This is a genomic window from Mycobacterium canetti CIPT 140010059, assembly GCF_000253375.1.
Taxonomy (GTDB): domain Bacteria; phylum Actinomycetota; class Actinomycetes; order Mycobacteriales; family Mycobacteriaceae; genus Mycobacterium; species Mycobacterium tuberculosis.
Map to the genome: position 1 here is coordinate 2,463,681 of NC_015848.1, position 15,262 is coordinate 2,478,942.

The following is a 15,262-nucleotide window of genomic DNA, read 5'->3' on the forward strand; positions in this document are numbered from 1 at the left end:
ATGGCTACGACGGTTGCTAACCGTGCAGGCGCGCCGATACGCGGCGGGCATTTTTTCGGCTATTTCACGGTCGGCAGGTCGGGGCTGGACACGTCGTACGTTCTGCCAGGCTGGGTCAACAGCGCCGCCAGCTTTTCGGCCTTCTCTTCGCAGCGGTCGGTGGTTCCCCAGATCACCACGCGGCCATCGGCCAACGTCAGGGTGATCGAGGCCACCGACGGGGCCGCGATCCGCCCCACCTGGCTTGCAACTTCAGGATGCAGCGCGGTCAACACCTGCAGCGCCGCCTTGGTCGTCGGATCGCTAGGACCGGGATTGTCCACATCGAAATAAGGCAACGCCGGCGGTGGCGGATCGGTCGCGAAGTCGACGCCGTCGCGGTCAAAAAGGTGCGGGCCGTCCGGAAAATCCTTGACCACCACCGGGACCCGCTCGACGATGGTGATCCGCAAGGCCGACGGGTACTGCCGCTGCACCCGCGCACTGGCCACCCGCCGGATCGTGGCCACTCGGTCAGCAACCTGTTGGGTGTCGATCTGCAGCAACGGCGTTGCCGGCCGCACTCTGGCGGCGTCGAGAACCTCCTCGCGGCTCACCGCCCCGATCCCGATGATCACGATCTCGCGGGCCGACATCGCCGGCGTGAAGTACAGCGCGAGCCCAAGCCCGATCCCGACGACGGCCAGCACGACCGTCGCGAGCAGCGCCTTCAGCCCTCGAACAACACCTCGGGCGGCCGGTTTGGCGGGGTTCTGCTCACTGACGATCTGCCCGCGGGCTCGCCGTTTGGCCGCGCGGCGAGCCTGCTCGATCGCGGTAGCTCGAGCCTGCGCGGCGCGACGTTCGGCACGTTCGCGGCGGGCGCGCCGACGCGGCCCTTCGAATTCTGGGTGCTCGGCCGGTTCGTCCTGCGATTCGGTGGCCAACGGCTCCGTAACCGCCTCCTCGTCGGCGGCGTCGTCGGCCACGCGCTCGATCTGTGGGTCCTCGTTGTGTTCCGTCATCCCAGCACCCCCGGACGGCCGGGGGCGCTTCGGTTGGCCCGGACCCGAAGGGCGGTCAGGATTTCCGGGCCCAGCAAGGTCACGTCTCCGGCACCCATCGTGACGATGACGTCGCCCGGACTAGCGGCGGCGGCCACTTGCTGTGCGACCGCCGAAAAATCCGGGACGTAGCGCATCGGCACAGTGACGTGCTCAGCGACGCTGGCTCCGCTGACACCGGCCAGCGGTTGTTCACGAGCTCCGTAGACGTCGAGTACGAACACCTCGTCAGCGGCATTCAGCGCACGCCCAAACTCAGCAGCGAATGCCTTTGTCCGCGAATACAAATGGGGTTGAAACACAACCATGCAGCGGCCACCGTCGTCCTGTTCGAGCACCATGCGCGCCGCCGCCAGTGTCGCGCTGATCTCCGTCGGGTGGTGGGCGTAGTCGTCGAACACGCGCACCGACGCCTTTCCGACGCCGCAGGTCCCAACCAGTTCGAATCGTCGCCGCACTCCTTCGAAGCCGGCCAGCCCGTCGAGCACCTCGTCGGCCGGGGCGCCGATCTGCACCGCGGCCAGCAGCGCTCCCAGCGCGTTGAGCGCCATGTGTCGCCCGGGCACCGACAGCCGCATCACGCGGGGACCCTGTGCTGTGGCTAGTTCTGAGGCCAACCGGATATGTGCGACCGCGCCGACCCCCTGTTGCTGCCACGAGACCAACGTGGCTGCCATGGTCTCACCCGGCACCGACCCGTATCGCAGCACTCGAATTCCCAGCTCAGTCGCGCGCTGAGCCAGCGCGGCCCCTCCGGGGTCGTCAGTGCACACCACCAGCGCACCCCCGGGGACAATGCGCTCCACGAAGGAGTCGAACACCGCAACATACGCCTCGACGCTGCCGTAGAAGTCCAGGTGATCGGACTCGATGTTGGTGATCACCGCGACGTGGGGTGTGTACTGCAACAGCGAGCCATCGCTTTCGTCGGCTTCGGCGACGAAACAGTCGCCACTGCCGTGATGGGCGTTGGTACCGGCCTCCCCCAGCTCACCGCCGACCGCAAAGGACGGGTCAAGCCCGCAGTGCTGCAGGGCGACGATCAGCATGGACGTCGTCGTTGTCTTCCCGTGCGTGCCGGTGACCATCAATGTGGTGCGCCCGGCCATCAACTTGGCCAGCACGGCCGGCCGCAGCACCACGGGAATGCCGCGGCGCCTCGCTTCGACGAGCTCGGGGTTGGTTTTGGGGATGGCGGCATGGGTAGTGACGACCGCCGTGGCGCCACCGGGCAACAGGTCCAGCGACGACGCGTCGTGTCCGATCCGGATCAACGCGCCCCGCGCCCGCAGCGCATGCACACCGCGCGACTCCTTGGCGTCTGACCCGGAGACCAGCCCGCCGCGGTCCAGCAGGATTCGGGCGATGCCCGACATGCCAGCTCCGCCGATGCCGACCATGTGCACCCGCCGCAGATCGGGCGGCAACTGCTCGGTGCTCACGTCGTTGTCCTGGCACCGGCCCCGGTGGCGATGGCCAGCGCGGCCCGGGCCACCTGGCCCGCGGCATCGCGATGTCCCACCCTGGCTGCGGCCGCGGTCATCGCGGCCAGCCGCGCGGGGTCGGTGAGCAGCCCGGCAACCTGGCGGGCCACCAACTCGGGGGTCAGGGCGGCGTCGGCGACCACCATGCCGCCGCCGGCATTGACTACCGGCAACGCATTCAGCCGCTGTTCACCGTTGCCGATCGGCAGCGGCACGTAGATGGCCGGCAGACCGACGGCGGATACTTCGGCGACCGTCATCGCCCCGGCCCGGCAGATCACCAGATCGGCGGCGGCGTAGGCCAGCTCCATCCGGTCCAAATAGGGCACCGCCACGTACGGTGGGTCACCTTGAGCCCGACGGCGCAACTCCAGCACGTTCTGGGGTCCATGGGCATGCAGCACGCAAACACCGGCGGCGGCCAGGTCGGCGGCGGCGCCGGACACCGCCCGGTTGAGCGAGACCGCGCCCTGCGAACCCCCGAACACCAGCAGCACCCGCGCGTCGTCGGGGAAGCCGAAGTGTGCCCGCGCCTCGGCTCGCAGCACCGCGCGGTCCAGCGCGGCGATCGACGCACGGACCGGGACCCCAACCACCTCGGCGCGCCGCAGCCCGGAATCCGGCACCGCGGAGAGCACCCGGTCCGCGGTATGGGCGCCGACCCGGTTGGCCAGTCCCGCCCTGGCGTTGGCTTCGTGGATCACCACCGGGATCCGGCGCCGGCGCCGGGGCGGCAAAGGCAGGCCGCGAGCGGCTAGGTAAGCCGGTAGCGCGACGTACCCACCGAAACCGACGACGACGTCGGCGTCGACATCGTCGAGCACGTCCCGGGCCTCCCGGACGGCGCGCCACACCCGCGACGGCAGCCGGGCCAGGTCGCCGCCGGGCTTGCGCGGCATCGGCACCGCCGTGATCAGCTCCAGGTGGTAGCCGCGCTGGGGCACCAGCCTGGTCTCTAGTCCACGGAGGGTGCCCAACGCGGTAATCCGGACGCGCGGATCCAACGCGACCAAGGCGTCGGCGACGGCCATGGCGGGCTCGACGTGCCCGGCGGTCCCGCCGCCGGCGAGAACGACCGACAAGGAATCAGCAGACGGCGAGGAACCACAAGACGGCGAGGCGGCATCGGCGGGCCGGGGCGCCGTTGCCCCGCGCCCGCCGGCCGGCTGGCTGACCGTGTCCTTCACCCGTAACGCTGACCTTCCAATGCCCGAACGCGCCGTGTGCGACGCTGGCCCGCGTACCGCTGGCCAGCTCCATGATGCACTGATCGACGAACCGGCGGATCGGCCGTGCGGGGCGAGCCGGGTCGCGGGGGCAGGCCCATCTGCCGGGCAGGCTGTCCGGGCGCCGTGCGGGGGGTCTTCCGCGCGGGCTGCGTTTGGGCCGGTTGCGGGTTGGCGCGCTTGCGGTCACGAAACGCCTCGAGACGAGGGGGCAGATACGGCTCGGGCAGCGGCAGCCGCAGCAACCGGTTCACCTTGTCGTCGCGCCCAGCCCGCAGCGCGGCCACCGCCTCCGGTTCGTGGCGAGCCGCGTTGGCGATGATGCCTATCAGCGAAAGTGTTGCGGCCGTGGAGGTTCCACCGGCGGAGATGAGCGGCAGCTGCAGGCCGGTGACGGGCAGCAGCCCGATCACATAGCCGATGTTGATGAACGCCTGTCCCAGCACCCACAGTGTCGTGGTGGCGGTCAGCAGCCGCAGGAACGGGTCGGCGGACCGGCTAGCGATGCGCATGCCGGTGTAGGCGAACAATCCGAATAGCCCCAGCAGTCCGAGCGCGCCGACGAGACCCAGCTCTTCGCCGATGATGGCGAAAATGAAGTCGTTGTGGGCGTTGGGCAAGTAGTTCCACTTGGCCACGCCTTGGCCCAGACCGTCGCCGAAAATGCCACCTTGAGCCAGCGCGAACTTTGCCTGTCGGGCCTGGTAGCCGGAGTCTTGCGGATCGTTTTCGGGGTTGAGCCACGACCGCACCCGGTCGGATCGGTAGCCCGCGGACACCGCCAGGATGGCGGCCGAGACGACGACCGCCGCCAGTGAGCTGAGGAAGACGCGCAGCGGCAGCCCCGCATACCACAGCAGGCCCAACAAGATGATGCCCATCGACACGGTCTGTCCGAGGTCGGGCTGGGCCACGATCAGCGCCAGCGCAACGACGGCGGCCGGCACCAGTGGAATCAGCATCTCGCGCAGTGAAGCCCGTTCCATGCGCCGGGCGGCCAGCAGATGCGCTCCCCAGATGGCGAACGCCATCTTAGCCAGCTCAGAGGGCTGCATCGAGAAGCCCGCGACCACGAACCAGCCGCGCGAGCCGTTGGCCTCCTTGCCGATCCCCGGCACCAGCACCAGCACCAGCATCACGATGGTGATCGCGAAACCGGAGAAGGCGATGCGCCGCATGAACCGCACCGACATCCGCAGACAGACATAGCCGCCGATAAGACCGACAAGCGTCCACAAGACCTGCTTGCCGAAGATCACCCACGCCGATCCGTCGTCGTCGTAGGACCGCACCGCCGATGCCGACAGCACCATGATCAGTCCAAGGGTGGTCAGCAATGCGGCAACGGCGATGATGAGGTGAAACGAGGTCATCGGACGGCCCAGCCAGGCACCGAAACGGGTGCGGGGCCTCGCCGAACCCGGGTTAGAGGCTTTTTCCGGGCCCGTCCGCTGCCCCTCGACCGGCTCGGCCCCTCGAGTCTGGGAGCCGTCGGTGTCGCTGGTGCCCCGACGCAGCAACCGGGTTAGCACGCTGCCCCCGCCTACCGGATCACCGCGCGGACCGCGGTCGCGAATGCCTCGCCCCGGTCGGCATAACCGGTGAACTGGTCGAATGAGGCGCCGGCCGGTGCCAGCAGCACGGTGTCACCGGGTTGGGCCATCCGCCGGGCCGCGGCCACCGCAGCGGTCATCACGGCAGCGCCAACGGTCTCACCGGCTTTGTCATCTTTTGCCACATCTAGAACACAAGCAACAGGAACCTCAACAGTCGCAGGCATACCAGTATCCTCGCCTGCCACAACCTGAACGACTGGGACATCGGGCGCGTGTCGTGATAACGCCTCGGCAACCGCTGCGCGATCCCGGCCGATCAGCACCGCACCGACCAGCCGCGACGCCATCGCCGCAACCTCGGCGTGAAGCGACGCGCCCTTGAGCAGGCCACCGGCGATCCATACAACCCTCGGGTATGCAAGCACCGAAGCCCGCGCGGCGTGCGGGTTGGTGGCCTTGGAGTCGTCCACGTAGGTGATGCCGTCGGCAACGGCCACCACCTCGGCGCGGTGTCGGCCCACTCGAAACGACGTGACCGCGTCGGCGATCGCACCGGCGGGCACCCCGACCGAGCGGGCCAGCGCCGCCGCGGCCAGGGCGTCAAGCACGCCGACCGGACCTGGCACCGGTATCGACGCGACCGGCAGCAGCGTCAAGTCGTCGGAGAAGGCGCGATCGACCAGGTGGGCGTCGCGCACGCCCAGTTCCCCCGCGGCCGGCTCGCCGAGCCGGAAGCCGACCCGCACCTGCGCCGGTGAGCCGTCCAGCAGTGCGGCCGCTCGGCTGTCATCCAGCCCGGCCACCGCTACCCCGCCGGTCAGCACCCGGGCCTTGGCCGCGGTGTATTCGGCCATCGTGGCATGCCAGTCCAGGTGGTCTTCGGCAATGTTGAGCACCGCGCCGGCCTCGGGCCGCAGCGACGGCGCCCAGTGCAGCTGGAAACTGGACAACTCCACGGCCAGCAGCTCGGCCGGCTCGTCCAGCACATCCAGCACCGCACTGCCGATATTGCCGCACAGCACGGCGCGGCGGCCACCGGCGATCAGCATGGCGTGCAGCATCGACGTCGTGGTGGTCTTGCCGTTGGTGCCGGTCACCACCAGCCAGCGGCGCGGCGGTCCGTAGCAGCCCGCTGCGTCTAGCCGCCAGGCTAACTCCACGTCACCCCAGATCGGCACCCCCGCCGCCGCGGCCGCGGCCAGTAGCGGGGTTGCGGGCGAGAAGCCGGGACTGGCGACCACCAGCGCATACCCGGTTATCTGCTGCACCGCGTCCGAGGAACTTACGGTCGGCAGCCCACGTTCGGCGTGCGGTCGCAGCATGACCGGATCGTCGTCGCACACCGTCGGCGTCGCACCAAACCGAGTCAGCACCGCGGCCACCGCCTGACCGGTCACCCGGCCACCGGCTACCAACACGGGCGCACCCGGCCCCAGAGGGTCAAGCACGTCAGGCACCGACCGCGGCAAGCCACTCACCGTAGAACAAGGCCACGCCCAGACCGCAGGTGATCGCGGTGAGCAGCCAGAACCGGATGATGACCGTGGTTTCAGCCCAACCGACCAACTCGAAATGGTGGTGGAAGGGCGCCATCCGAAACATCCGGCGCCCGGTGGTCCGGAAGGTCAGGATTTGCAACACCACCGAGGTGATCTCGGCGACGAACAGCGCACCCAGCACCACCGCAAGGATCTCGGTGCGGCTGGTCACCGACAACCCCGCGATGACGCCGCCCAACGCCAGCGACCCAGTGTCACCCATGAAGATCTTGGCGGGCGCGGCGTTCCACCACAAAAAACCGATGCAGGCGCCAGCGGTTGCGGCCGCGATGAGCGCCAGGTCCAGCGGGTCGCGCACGTTGTAGCAGCCCAGGCCCGGCGCCGTCACGCACGCGTTGCGGTACTGCCAGAAGGTGATCAGCACGTAGGCGGCGGTGACCATCGCCATGGCGCCGGCGGCCAGCCCGTCCAGGCCATCGGTGAAGTTGACCGCGTTCGACCAGGCACTGACGATGACCACGCAGAACAACACGAACAGCACCGGCGCCAATGTGACGGTGGCGATCTCACGCACGTAGGACAGATCCGCGCTGCCCGGTGTCAGGCCGGCAGCATTCCGGAACTGCAGCACCAGCACGCCAAACAGCACGGCGGAGGTGATCTGCCCGACGGTCTTGGCCGTCTTGTTCAACCCGAGATTGCGCGACCTGCGGATCTTGATCAGATCGTCGATGAACCCGACGCCGCCCAAAGCGGTGGCTAGGCCCAGCACCAACAGACCCGATGCGCCGATGCCTTCACCGTCAAACGCCAGGCCCGCTAGGTGGGCGCCCAGGTAGCCCGCCCAGATGCCGGCCAGAATCGCCACCCCGCCCATCGACGGCGTACCGCGCTTGGTGTGGTGGCTGGGCGGGCCATCCTCACGGATCTGGTGGCCGAAGCCCTGCTTAGTGAACAACCGGATCAGCACCGGGGTCAGCAGGATGGACACCGTCACCGCTACGGCAACGGCGATAAGGATCTGCCTCATGGGCGCACACTCCCGCATGTGTCGTCTGCGACCAATGCATCGGCCACCGCACCCAGCCCGGCCGCGTTCGAGGCCTTGACCAAAACCACATCCCCGGGTCGCAGCTCGGCGCGCAGTAGTGCCAGGGCGGCGTCACCGTCGGCCACATTGACGGCCGTGCGATCCGCACCGTGATCAGCAGTGGCTTCCCCCGAGCCCCACGCCCCCTCCAGGACCGCTCCGTGGTGCATGGCGCTGATCGACCTCCCGGTTCCCACGACAACGAGTCGAGACACATCTAAGCGCACCGCGAGCCGGCCGATGCGATCGTGCTCGGCTATCGCGTCCTCACCCAGCTCGGCCATCTCACCCAGCACCGCCCAGCTGCGGCGGGTGGCCTCGGGTTGGTGCGCGATCCAGGCCAGCGCCTGCAGCCCGGCCCGCATGGAGTCGGGGTTGGCGTTGTAGGCGTCGTCGATCACCGTCACCCCGTCGCCGCGGGTGGTCACCTGCATCCGATGCCGCGACACCGGCGGCGCCGCGGTCAGCGCGGCCGCGACCTGTTCAACGCTGGCCCCACACTCCAGCGCGACCGCCGCGGCGCACAGCGCGTTAGTGACCTGGTGGTCGCCGCAGACCCCGAGTCGGACCTCGGCTTGGGCATCGTGGGCATGCAGCGTAAAGCGCGGCCTGGCCACTTCGTCCAGCGACACCGGCCCCGCCCAAACGTCACCGGTGTTGTCCCGGCTGACCCGCACCACCCGGGCCGCGGTCAGCTTGGCCATCGCCGCCACCGCGGGGTCATCAACGTTGAGGACGACCGCTCCGGAATGCGGAACAGCCTGCGGCAGTTCGGCTTTGGTCTGTGCGATGACCTCGCGGGAGCCGAACTCACCCAAATGTGCGGTGCCGACGTTGAGCACGACTCCGATCGACGGGGGCGCGATCTCGGCGAGCGCGGCGATGTTGCCGTGATGGCGTGCCGCCATCTCCAAAATCAGGTAGTCGGTGCGCCGCGTCGCGCGCAGCACCGTCCACGGGTGACCCAGCTCGTTGTTGAACGATCCGGGCGGGGCCACCACCTCCCCCAGCGGGGCCAGCACGGCGGCCATCAGGTCCTTGGTCGACGTCTTGCCCGACGAGCCGGTGATCCCGATGATGGTGAGCCCGCCGGCCACCAACTGCGCGGCCACCGCGGTGGCCAGCTTGGCCAGCGCGGCCAGCACCGCCGCCCCCGACCCGTCGTTGTCGTGCTCGAGGACGCCGGCCAATACGTTCGGCGCGGCCACTGGCGGAACCACGATGGCCGGCACCCCCACCGGGCGGGCGGCCAGCACGACGGCGGCGCCCGCGGCTACCGCCGACGCGGCATGGTCGTGGCCGTCGGCGCGCGCCCCCGGCAGGGCGAGGAACAGCCCGCCCGGGCCGATGGCGCGCGAGTCGAACTCGACGGTCCCGGTGACGCGGCGGTGCGCGGCGTCTTGCGGGGAGATATCGGCCACTGCGCCCCCGACGATCTCGGCGATCTGCGCGACGGTCAGCTCGATCATGCGCGCCGCTCGAGGGCCTCTAGCGCGGCAGCCAGCTCCACCCGGTCGTCGAACGGGCGGACCCGCCCGCCGCCGCGTTGCCCGGTCTCGTGGCCTTTGCCGGCGATGAGCACCACGTCACCGGGGCGCGCCCAGGCGACCGCGTGCCGGATCGCGTCCCGCCGGTCGGCGATCTCGACGACCTGGGCATCACCGCCGACTTCGTGCGCCCCAGCCAGGATTTCGCGGCGGATCGCCGTGGGATCTTCGTCACGCGGGTTGTCGTCGGTGACGACCACCAAGTCGGCCAGCTGCGCGGCTATCCGGCCCATCGGGGCCCGCTTGCCCGGGTCACGATCGCCGCCGGCGCCGAACACCACCGCCAGCCGGCGGTCCGGGTGCGCCAAGGTGGTCAGCACCGACCGCAGCGCTTCCGGTTTGTGCGCGTAGTCGACCAGCGCGAGAAAGCCCTGGCCGCGGTCGATCTGCTCGAGCCGCCCCGGGACCCGGATCTCACGCAGGCCCGGCACCGCCTGTTCCGGGGAGACCCCGACGGTGTCCAGAATCGCCAGGGCGACCAGGCAATTGGCGACGTTGTAGCGGCCCGGTAGCCGGATTCCGATGTGATGCCCTACGCCGGCGGGGTCGATGGCGGTGAATTGTTGCCCGCCCGCGTCCGTGGGCGCCACATCCGTGGCGCGCCAGTGTGCGGGCCGGTCGGCGGCGCTGACGGTGATCGCGTCGGCGGCCCGCGCCGCCATCGCGCGCCCGGCGTCGTCGTCGATGCACACCACGGCGGTGCGGGCGCGCAGTGCCGAGTCCGGATCGAACAATGACGCCTTGGCCTCGAAGTAGTCGGCCATGCTGGGGTGGAAATCCAGGTGGTCACGGGAGAGATTGGTGAAGGCGCCGACGGCGAACCGAGTGCCGTCCACCCGGCCCAGCGCCAGCGCGTGGCTGGACACCTCCATGACCACGGTGTCCACCCCGCGTTCGACCATCGCCGCCAGCATCGCCTGCAGCGTGGGGGCCTCCGGGGTGGTCAGCGCGCTGGGAAGGTCGGCGCCGCCGACGCGGATGCCGATGGTGCCGATCAGCCCGGCGACGCGTCCGGCAGCCCGCAACCCGGCCTCGACCAGATAGGTGGTGGTGGTCTTGCCGGACGTTCCGGTGATCCCGATAACCGTCAACCGCTCGGACGGATGCCCGTACACGGTGGCGGCCAAGCCGCCGAGCACGCCGCGGGGTGCGGGGTGCACCAACACGGGCACGGCCGCTCGTCCGGCGATCTCGGCGACCCCGGCGGGGTCGGTGAGCACCGCGACGGCGCCGCGTGCGATCGCGTCGCCGACGTGGCGGGCCCCGTGGGTGGTCGAGCCGGTCAGGGCGGCGAACAGGTCACCGGGTGACACGTCCTGGGCGCGCAGCGTGACCCCGGTGACCGTCCGGTCCTCGGTGACGGCACGCTGAGCTGTACCCTCGGCCAGGGCCGCGCCGACCTGATCGGCCAGTGCGGCCAACCGAACGCCCACGACGGCGTTGGGGCGCAAGCCAGTGGGCGCCGCCTCCACCTGTGTCGCCACCTCCGTTCGCCGCCGCGAGATCCCTCGGGCCAGCGATGACACCCTACCGACAGGGCGCGCACACTCACCCAGTCGGGTTTTGCCGCGACACCTGGCCCTCGGCGCCGGCACCGATCCAGGTGCCGATGCGCCGCGCGGCGGTGAAGGCGGCCCAGGCCAGGGCGCCAACCAGCGCCGCATCGGTGTCGAGCAGGGGTCGGGCCGCGGCGACGTCGTCGTCGGTCACCTGATGCGGGGCCAGGCCGGTCAGCAGGGCAAGACGGGTGGGCGCGTGCAGGTCGGCGGGCAGCTCGGCGGTGTGCTCGTTCGTCCAGCGACTGCTCATCGGCATTGGCTCGCCGTGCCACGACCCCACGACCCGCCTGACCACCTGACGAGTCGGTGGCGGCAGGTGCGGCGCGGTGTCCAGGTGGTGGCTGAGCGCGGCGAACGCGGTTGCTATGGGCTCGGACGGTGTTGCCCATGCCAGATCGTCGGGCAGCGTTCGCGGCTCGAGCCGGCGGGTGGAGCGGCCCGGCCGATGCTCCGCGCGCACCTTGCGGGCGAACACCAGTCCACCGGCGCGGCGCATGAGCTGTTGGGCGCGCGGGCCCCCCGGCAGGAAGGTTTCGTCCAGCAGCACCAGGACCAGGCGTGCGATGAAGTGGAATTGCACCGCGGTGCCCAGGTATTCGGCGGCGACATCCGGGCCGAACGGTGCCGGCGGTCCCGCCGGTGTCCCGGTTCCTGCCGCCCACGCCACATACGGCGCGTTCGGGTCACCGGCGGCGGGTGCTGTGCCGGCCAAGATCGCCGCGGCGGTGTCGGTTTGGCCTGCCGCGTACAGCATGGTGGTGTGTGCGTCGACGCACCAGGGGCAGCGCAGGCTGGCCGCGACGGCGGCGGCGACGGCTTCCTTGCGGCCACGCGGCACCTGGCCCACCAGCAGTGTCTCGCGCAACGTCGCCCAGCCGGCGGTGAGCAGTCCCTCGTCCGGGGACAGCATGGCGAGCGGCTCGGGCAGCCGGCCGAACTCGCGGCGGGCCTCGGCATAGACCTCGGCGACCGCGCCGCCGGCTCGGCGGGCAGCGACGGGCTCAATATGGTTGACAAGTTTCATGATTCGACTCCCTCCTGGGTGGTGCCGACTCTGGCCAGGGCCGCGTCGATCGCCGTTCGCGCCCGGTCTCCGGCGCCGTCGTCGTCGAGCAGCAGCAGCGCCCAGTTGGCCTCCATCGCGTAGGCGTGCAGCTCGAACGCGAGTTGGCGCGCTTCGATATCCGCCCGGATCTGGCCCAGGCGTTGCGCCGTTTCGACGTCGGTCGTGATGGCGGCGATTCCGGCCCGCCCGGTCTCGGCGATGCGGTCGCGCACCGGGCCAGGCTGTGAGTCCACGTCGGCGGCCGCGGCCGCGAAAAAGCAGCCGCCGGGGAACACGTCGCGTTCCAGGTATCTGACCCACGCATGCATGAGGGCGCGCACCCGGTCCACCCCGGGCACCGCTGCCATCGCGGGAGCCACGACCTCGGCTTCGAACACGCTCACGGCGGCCTCGACGGTCGCCAGCTGCAGCTGCTCCTTGGCGCCGAAATGCCGGAACAGGCCCGACTTGCTCATTCCCAGCCGTCCGGCAAGCTCGCCGATGGACAGCCCCGACAGCCCCTTCACCGAGGCGGTGTCCATCGCGGCGCGCAGGATCTGCGCCCGGGTTTGGCGGCCGACGTCGGCGCTAGGCATGGCTTTTGACCTCCCGGTCGTCTCCGGCGAACGCATCCACCAGCGGGGCCGACCGGTCCAGGGCGGCCAGCACCTGGTCGCGGCCCGCCGAGGGCAGCGCGAGCGCCACCTCCGCGACACCGGCCCGGCGGTACTCGTGCAGGGTCGCCGGGTCGCCGGCCGACGAGTACACACAGACCTGGGCGGTCGCCGGATCTCGCCCGGCACGCTCGAAGGCGGCGTGCAGCATCGGCAACGCGCCCAGGAGCTCGCCGTACCCCTCGATCGGCTGCCAACCGTCGCCGTGGCGGGCGATCACCTCGAACGCCCGCGCACTGGGCCGGCACCCGAACAGCACCGGCGGCGCCACGGCCGGTTTCGGCCACGCCCACGACGGCGGCACCGACGCGTGCGTGCCCTCGTAGTGGACCGGCTCTGCGGCCCATAGCGCCCGCATGGCGGCGAGCTTGTCCACCGTCACCGCGATCCGGTCGGCGAACGGCACGCCGTGGTCGGCGAGCTCCTCCACGTTCCACCCGAAACCCACCCCCAGCACGAACCGCTCGCCGGACATGGCGCACAGCGAGGCGATCTGTTTGGCCAGCAGGATCGGATCGTGCACCGCCACCAGGCAGGCCCCGGTGCCCACGCGCAGCCGCGTCGTGACCGCCGCGGCGGCGGCCAGCGCCACCACCGGGTCATAGCAGCGGCGATACCAGTCCGGCAGCTCTCCACCGGGCCACGGCGTGCTCCTGCTGATCGGCACGTGCGTCTTCTCCGGCACATACAGGCCCGCGAAGCCGCGCTCCTCGGCCCACACCGCGACCAACTGCGGGGGTGGGGTCAGGTCGGTGACGAACTGCATGAGCGAGACGAGCATCGGCGGCGGCTTTCATTAAGCACGAACGTTCGTGTTTAACGATGGTCCGCCTGGGGCGTGCTGTCAATGCCGGATTGCGTGACCGCTCGCTCGGGGCCCGAGTCAGCCGTCGGCGCCGTTTGCTCCAGGGGTGCCGAACAGCACACCACGGCTGCCGCCGGTACCACCGCCCCCGACGGGTATGCCGAAGCCGCCGGCCCCGCCGTTGCCGCCGTTGCCGATCACCACGGCGTTGCCGCCGTTGCCCCCGTTACCACCGTCGCCTTTAACGCCTGGGGGACCGTCGCCGCCTTCCCCGCCGTTGCCGCCGCGCCCGCCGTCACCGATCAGCCTGGCGTTGCCGCCGGCGCCGCCGTCACCGGCGTTACCCGGCGTGGGAGCCTGTCCGCCGTTGCCGCCGTCCCCGCCGCCGCCGCCGCTGCCGATCAGCCCGCCGATCCCGCCGGCACCGCCGATGCCGCCATCCCCGCCGCTGGTGCCGGCCGACGAGAAGCCGCCGTTGCCGCCGCGCCCGCCGACGCCGCCGTTGCCGTAGAACAGCCCGCCGTTGCCGCCGGCCGCGCCGGCGCCGCCGGACCCCGCATCGGCAAGGGTGGAGCTGTTGTCGTTGCCCCCGTTGCCGCCGGCACCGCCGTTGCCGCCGTTGCCGATCAGCCCGACGTGCCCACCGGCCCCACCGGCGCCGCCGGCCCCACCACTGTTGCCGTGGCCACCGTTGCCGCCGTGCCCCCCGTCGCCGCCATTACCGATCAGGGCGGCCCCGCCGGCACCACCCGCCCCACCGCTGGCGCCGGTGTTGCTGAGCCCGCCGTTGCCGCCGTCACCGCCGGCGCCACCGTTGCCGATCAGCCCGGCGGCGCCGCCGGCACCGCCGTTTCCGCCGTGCACCCCGGTCACCCCGTTGCTTCCGTTCCCACCGGCCCCGCCGGCCCCGCCGTCGCCGTACAGCAGCCCGCCGCGCCCTCCGTCACCACCGGCACCGCCGGCCCCCGGTGCCCCGGATGCGCTGCCGGCGGCCCCGCCGGCCCCGCCATGGCCCCACAGCCCGGCGGCCCCGCCGGCCCCGCCGGCGGGGCTGACGCCCCCGGCGGTGCCGAGCCCGGCCGCACCCCCGGGCCCCCCGTTGCCGTACAGCCATCCGCCATTGCCGCCCGCACCTCCCGCTCCGGTGGCCGCACCCGCGCCTCCGGCCCCGCCGTTGCCGATCAGCCCCGCCGATCCGCCGTTGCCGCCGTTGGGATTGGCGGTGTCACCGGCCCCGCCGTTACCACCGTTGCCGTACAACAAGCCGCCGGGCCCACCGTTTTGCCCGGGACCCCCGTCGGCGCCGTTGCCGATCAACGGGCGCCCCAGCAACGTTTGGGTGGGCGCGTTGATCGCGTTGAGCAGGGTCTGCTGCACGTTGGCGGCCTCGGCGCTGGCATACGAGCCCGCGCCGGCGTTCAGGGCCCGCACGAACTGGTTGTGATACGCCGCCAGCTGAGCGCTCAACGTCTGATAGCCCTGGGCGTGCGACCCGAACAACGCCGAGATCGCCACCGACACCTCGTCGGCGCCGGCCGCCAGGATTCCCATCGTGGGGCCTGCCGCCGCCGCACTGGCGGCGCTGATCGACGACCCGATGTTCGCCAAATCCGTGGCGGCCGCTGCCATCACCTCCGGCGCCGCAATCACAAACGACATCCCGCACCTCCGACCAGCTCAGCACAACTTCACGAATCCCAGACCTGCGACACCGTCGGCAGGGCTTTCGATCCT

Annotated in this window: 12 protein-coding genes; all 12 read right to left on the reverse strand. The window is 71.0% G+C overall.

Translation table 11 applies throughout. From position 1 onward, the window contains the following. Positions 1-59: 59 nt before the first annotated feature. The 12 genes from ftsQ to MCAN_RS11450 all read right to left on the reverse strand — a co-directional run bounded on the left by ftsQ (position 60) and on the right by MCAN_RS11450 (position 15,187). The gene (gene ftsQ, locus MCAN_RS11395) at positions 60-1,004 is read right to left on the reverse strand and encodes a cell division protein FtsQ (protein ID WP_014001153.1); all 945 of its coding nucleotides are present in this window, start codon (positions 1,002-1,004) and stop codon (positions 60-62) included. Continuing rightward, entirely contained in the window at positions 1,001-2,485 is a 1,485-nt protein-coding gene (murC, locus tag MCAN_RS11400) for a UDP-N-acetylmuramate--L-alanine ligase (protein ID WP_014001154.1), read from the reverse strand. The genes ftsQ and murC overlap by 4 nt, the downstream gene beginning before the upstream one ends. Beyond that, positions 2,482-3,714, reverse strand: coding sequence for an undecaprenyldiphospho-muramoylpentapeptide beta-N-acetylglucosaminyltransferase (gene murG, locus MCAN_RS11405; RefSeq protein ID WP_014001155.1), 1,233 nt, complete (start codon positions 3,712-3,714; stop codon positions 2,482-2,484). Before murG ends, murC begins: the two co-directional genes overlap by 4 nt. Continuing rightward, a complete protein-coding gene (ftsW, locus tag MCAN_RS11410; protein WP_014001156.1) occupies positions 3,711-5,285 on the reverse strand; it encodes a putative lipid II flippase FtsW in 1,575 nt (524 codons plus the stop codon). Before ftsW ends, murG begins: the two co-directional genes overlap by 4 nt. A gap of 11 nt (positions 5,286-5,296) precedes the next feature. Then, a complete protein-coding gene (murD, locus tag MCAN_RS11415) occupies positions 5,297-6,757 on the reverse strand; it encodes a UDP-N-acetylmuramoyl-L-alanine--D-glutamate ligase (protein WP_014001157.1) in 1,461 nt (486 codons plus the stop codon). A gap of 1 nt (position 6,758) precedes the next feature. Further along, positions 6,759-7,838, reverse strand: coding sequence for a phospho-N-acetylmuramoyl-pentapeptide-transferase (gene mraY / locus MCAN_RS11420; RefSeq protein ID WP_014001158.1), 1,080 nt, complete (start codon positions 7,836-7,838; stop codon positions 6,759-6,761). Beyond that, the gene (locus tag MCAN_RS11425) at positions 7,835-9,367 is read right to left on the reverse strand and encodes a UDP-N-acetylmuramoyl-tripeptide--D-alanyl-D-alanine ligase (protein WP_014001159.1); all 1,533 of its coding nucleotides are present in this window, start codon (positions 9,365-9,367) and stop codon (positions 7,835-7,837) included. Before MCAN_RS11425 ends, mraY begins: the two co-directional genes overlap by 4 nt. Beyond that, a complete protein-coding gene (locus MCAN_RS11430) occupies positions 9,364-10,971 on the reverse strand; it encodes a UDP-N-acetylmuramoyl-L-alanyl-D-glutamate--2,6-diaminopimelate ligase (protein ID WP_014001160.1) in 1,608 nt (535 codons plus the stop codon). The genes MCAN_RS11425 and MCAN_RS11430 overlap by 4 nt, the downstream gene beginning before the upstream one ends. A 22-nt stretch (positions 10,972-10,993) precedes the next feature. Further along, positions 10,994-12,028 (reverse strand): alkyl hydroperoxide reductase, encoded by a 1,035-nt coding sequence (locus MCAN_RS11435; RefSeq protein WP_014001161.1) that lies wholly within the window; start codon positions 12,026-12,028, stop codon positions 10,994-10,996. Next, positions 12,025-12,645 (reverse strand): TetR/AcrR family transcriptional regulator, encoded by a 621-nt coding sequence (locus tag MCAN_RS11440; protein ID WP_014001162.1) that lies wholly within the window; start codon positions 12,643-12,645, stop codon positions 12,025-12,027. Before MCAN_RS11440 ends, MCAN_RS11435 begins: the two co-directional genes overlap by 4 nt. Further along, complete coding sequence (locus MCAN_RS11445; protein WP_003411201.1) at positions 12,638-13,504, reverse strand: TIGR03619 family F420-dependent LLM class oxidoreductase; 867 nt, start codon at positions 13,502-13,504, stop codon at positions 12,638-12,640. Before MCAN_RS11445 ends, MCAN_RS11440 begins: the two co-directional genes overlap by 8 nt. Before the next feature lie 102 nt (positions 13,505-13,606). Further along, positions 13,607-15,187, reverse strand: a complete 1,581-nt coding sequence (locus MCAN_RS11450) for a PE family protein (RefSeq protein ID WP_014001163.1) — start codon at positions 15,185-15,187, stop codon at positions 13,607-13,609. Positions 15,188-15,262 lie beyond the last annotated feature (75 nt).